4 protein-coding genes are annotated in these 4,365 nt (G+C 52.8%); all 4 read left to right on the top strand.

What is annotated here, in order from left to right; translation table 11 throughout:
• The first annotated feature begins 85 nt into the window (after nucleotides 1-85).
• The 4 genes from pepQ to hemG are packed head-to-tail and all read left to right on the top strand — an operon-like array spanning nucleotide 86 to nucleotide 4,078.
• Nucleotides 86-1,417 carry a Xaa-Pro dipeptidase gene (gene pepQ, locus E0D98_RS21555; protein WP_000444561.1) on the top strand — a complete coding sequence of 444 codons (1,332 nt, stop codon included), beginning with the start codon at nucleotides 86-88 and terminating at the stop codon, nucleotides 1,415-1,417.
• Entirely contained in the window at nucleotides 1,417-2,031 is a 615-nt protein-coding gene (locus E0D98_RS21550; protein ID WP_001296979.1) for an IMPACT family protein, read from the top strand. Before pepQ ends, E0D98_RS21550 begins: the two co-directional genes overlap by 1 nt.
• Nucleotides 2,032-2,069: 38 nt before the next feature.
• Entirely contained in the window at nucleotides 2,070-3,521 is a 1,452-nt protein-coding gene (gene trkH / locus E0D98_RS21545) for a Trk system potassium transporter TrkH (RefSeq protein ID WP_000545677.1), read from the top strand.
• An 11-nt stretch (nucleotides 3,522-3,532) separates the two neighbouring features.
• Entirely contained in the window at nucleotides 3,533-4,078 is a 546-nt protein-coding gene (gene hemG, locus E0D98_RS21540) for a menaquinone-dependent protoporphyrinogen IX dehydrogenase (protein WP_000853970.1), read from the top strand.
• The last annotated feature ends 287 nt before the right edge of the window (nucleotides 4,079-4,365 follow it).

Genomic DNA, 4,365 nt, shown 5'->3' with positions numbered 1-4,365 from the left:
GATCACGCTCGGCAGAAATCACGCTCTGGATGAACGATGTGCTAAGATGCGGAGACTTAAGGTCAAAAAAACAGAAGGGTAAAAAATGGAATCACTGGCCTCACTCTATAAAAATCATATAGCTACCTTACAGGAACGGACTCGCGATGCGCTGGCGCGCTTCAAGCTGGATGCGTTACTTATTCACTCCGGCGAACTGTTCAACGTTTTTCTCGACGATCATCCCTATCCGTTTAAAGTGAACCCGCAATTCAAAGCGTGGGTGCCGGTAACTCAGGTGCCAAACTGCTGGCTGCTGGTGGATGGCGTGAACAAGCCGAAACTGTGGTTCTATCTGCCGGTTGATTACTGGCACAACGTCGAACCGCTGCCGACCTCTTTCTGGACTGAAGACGTGGAAGTGATCGCGCTGCCGAAAGCCGATGGCATTGGTAGCCTGCTGCCTGCTGCGCGCGGGAATATCGGTTATATCGGTCCGGTGCCGGAACGTGCGCTGCAACTGGGTATTGAGGCCAGCAATATCAACCCGAAAGGGGTGATCGACTACCTGCATTACTACCGCTCCTTCAAAACCGAGTACGAACTGGCCTGTATGCGTGAAGCGCAGAAAATGGCGGTCAACGGTCATCGCGCGGCAGAAGAAGCGTTCCGTTCTGGCATGAGCGAGTTCGATATCAACATTGCCTATCTGACCGCGACCGGTCATCGTGATACCGACGTACCTTACAGCAACATTGTGGCGCTCAACGAACACGCTGCGGTGTTGCATTACACCAAACTGGACCACCAGGCACCGGAAGAGATGCGCAGCTTCCTGCTGGATGCCGGGGCCGAATATAACGGCTATGCGGCTGACCTGACCCGTACCTGGTCGGCAAAAAGTGACAACGACTACGCACAGCTGGTGAAAGACGTAAATGATGAACAACTGGCGCTGATCGCTACCATGAAAGCAGGCGTCAGCTATGTGGATTACCACATCCAGTTCCATCAGCGCATCGCCAAACTGCTGCGTAAACATCAAATCATCACCGATATGAGTGAAGAAGCGATGGTCGAAAACGATCTCACCGGACCGTTTATGCCGCACGGTATTGGCCATCCGCTGGGCCTGCAGGTGCATGACGTAGCCGGTTTTATGCAGGATGATAGCGGTACGCACCTCGCGGCACCGGCAAAATATCCGTACCTGCGCTGCACCCGTATTCTCCAGCCGGGCATGGTGTTAACCATCGAACCGGGTATCTACTTCATTGAATCGCTGCTGGCACCGTGGCGTGAAGGGCAGTTCAGCAAGCACTTCAACTGGCAGAAAATTGAAGCACTGAAACCGTTCGGCGGCATTCGTATCGAAGACAACGTGGTGATCCACGAAAACAACGTGGAAAACATGACCCGGGATCTGAAACTGGCGTGATGGAAAGCTGGTTAATTCCTGCGGCACCGGTCACGGTCGTTGAAGAGATCAAAAAGAGCCGCTTCATAACGATGTTGGCGCATACCGATGGCGTTGAGGCGGCGAAAGCGTTTGTTGAATCGGTGCGGGCAGAACACCCCGATGCCCGCCACCATTGCGTGGCGTGGGTGGCGGGTGCGCCGGATGATTCTCAACAGCTGGGTTTCTCTGACGACGGGGAGCCGGCGGGAACGGCAGGTAAACCGATGCTCGCCCAGCTAATGGGCAGCGGCGTCGGGGAAATTACCGCTGTGGTAGTGCGCTACTACGGCGGCATATTGCTTGGCACCGGTGGGTTAGTGAAAGCGTATGGCGGCGGCGTGAATCAGGCGCTGCGCCAGCTAACGACCCAACGCAAGACGCCATTAACCGAATATACTTTGCAATGTGAATATAGTCAGTTAACCGGCATTGAAGCGTTGCTGGGGCAGTGTGACGGCAAAATTATCAACAGTGATTATCAGGCATTCGTTCTGCTGCGGGTGGCGCTTCCGGCGGCGAAAGTGGCTGAATTTTCCGCAAAGCTGGCGGATTTTAGCCGTGGTTCATTGCAATTGTTAGCGATTGAAGAATAATCCCCACTTCGTTTTGCAGAACTAAGGAAGCGGCAGAGATGCATTTTCGCGCCATTACCCGAATCGTTGGACTACTGGTCATCTTATTTTCAGGGACCATGATTATCCCTGGGCTGGTAGCACTCATCTACCGGGATGGAGCGGGCCGCGCTTTTACCCAGACCTTTTTTGTCGCCCTCGCCATTGGCTCTATGCTGTGGTGGCCGAACCGCAAAGAGAAAGGCGAACTTAAATCCCGTGAGGGGTTTCTGATAGTGGTGCTGTTCTGGACCGTGCTGGGTAGCGTCGGTGCGCTCCCTTTTATCTTCTCGGAAAGCCCGAACCTCACGATTACCGATGCGTTTTTTGAATCTTTCTCTGGCCTGACCACCACCGGGGCCACTACGCTGGTGGGGCTGGATTCGCTCCCTCACGCCATCCTCTTTTATCGCCAGATGCTGCAATGGTTTGGCGGGATGGGGATCATCGTGTTAGCGGTTGCGATACTGCCTATCCTCGGCGTGGGTGGGATGCAGCTCTATCGCGCAGAAATGCCCGGCCCGCTGAAAGATAACAAAATGCGCCCGCGAATTGCGGAAACGGCGAAAACCCTGTGGTTGATTTATGTCTTGCTGACCGTCGCCTGTGCGCTGGCGTTGTGGTTTGCCGGAATGGATGCCTTTGATGCCATCGGCCATAGCTTTGCGACTATCGCTATTGGCGGCTTCTCGACACATGATGCCAGTATCGGTTATTTCGATAGCCCGACTATTAACACTATCATTGCTATCTTCCTGCTGATCTCCGGCTGTAACTACGGTCTGCACTTTTCACTGTTAAGTGGGCGTAGTCTGAAGGTTTATTGGCGCGATCCGGAATTTCGCATGTTTATCGGCGTACAGTTTACGCTGGTGGTTATTTGTACCCTCGTACTGTGGTTTCATAATGTCTACAGTTCGGCGCTGATGACAATTAACCAGGCGTTTTTCCAGGTGGTGTCGATGGCGACAACCGCCGGGTTTACGACTGACAGCATTGCCCGCTGGCCGCTCTTTTTGCCGGTACTGCTTTTATGTTCGGCTTTTATCGGCGGTTGTGCCGGGTCAACGGGCGGTGGCCTGAAAGTGATCCGCATCCTGCTGCTGTTTAAGCAGGGGAACCGTGAGCTGAAACGACTGGTGCATCCGAACGCCGTCTATAGCATTAAGCTGGGGAATCGCGCACTGCCGGAACGTATCCTCGAAGCCGTTTGGGGATTTTTCTCCGCCTATGCATTGGTGTTTATTGTCAGTATGCTGGCGATTATCGCCACGGGCGTGGATGACTTTTCTGCCTTTGCCTCAGTTGTTGCGACATTGAATAACCTGGGGCCAGGGCTTGGCGTGGTTGCTGATAACTTTACCAGTATGAACCCGGTGGCTAAATGGATCCTGATTGCCAACATGCTGTTTGGTCGTCTCGAGGTCTTTACATTGCTGGTGCTCTTTACCCCGACTTTCTGGCGTGAATGATGGAGTAATACGTGAAAACATTAATTCTTTTCTCAACAAGGGACGGACAAACGCGCGAGATTGCCTCCTACCTGGCTTCGGAACTGAAAGAACTGGGGATCCAGACGGATGTCGCCAATGTGCACCGCATTGAAGAACCACAATGGGAAAATTATGACCGTGTGGTCATTGGTGCTTCTATTCGCTATGGTCACTACCACTCTGCGTTCCAGGAATTTGTCAAAAAACATGCGACGCGACTGAATTCGATGCCGAGCGCCTTTTATTCCGTAAACCTGGTGGCGCGCAAACCGGAGAAGCGTACTCCACAGACCAACAGCTACGCGCGGAAGTTTCTGATGAACTCGCAATGGCGTCCCGATCGCTGCGCGGTCATTGCCGGGGCGCTGCGTTACCCACGTTATCGCTGGTACGATCGTTTTATGATCAAGCTAATTATGAAGATGTCAGGCGGTGAAACGGATACGCGCAAAGAAGTTGTCTATACCGATTGGGAGCAGGTGGCGAATTTCGCCCGAGAAATCGCCCATTTAACCGACAAACCGACGCTGAAATAAGCATAAAGAATAAAAAATGCGCGGTCAGAAAATTATTTTAAATTTCCTCTTGTCAGGCCGGAATAACTCCCTATAATGCGCCACCACTGACACGGAACAACGGCAAACACGCCGCCGGGTCAGCGGGGTTCTCCTGAGAATCTCAACAGAGAAAAGTAAAAAATGCTTGACTCTGTAGCGGGAAAGCGTATTATGCACACCCCGCGCCGCTGAGAAAAAGCGAAGCGGCACTGCTCTTTAACAATTTATCAGACAATCTGTGTGGGCACTCGAAGATACGGATTCTT

The sequence above is a fragment of the Escherichia sp. KCJ4928 genome, assembly GCF_004352695.1.
Classification (GTDB): domain Bacteria; phylum Pseudomonadota; class Gammaproteobacteria; order Enterobacterales; family Enterobacteriaceae; genus ECMA0423.
Note: the sequence above shows the minus strand (reverse complement) of the source record. Positions and strands in the feature narration are given on the sequence as shown.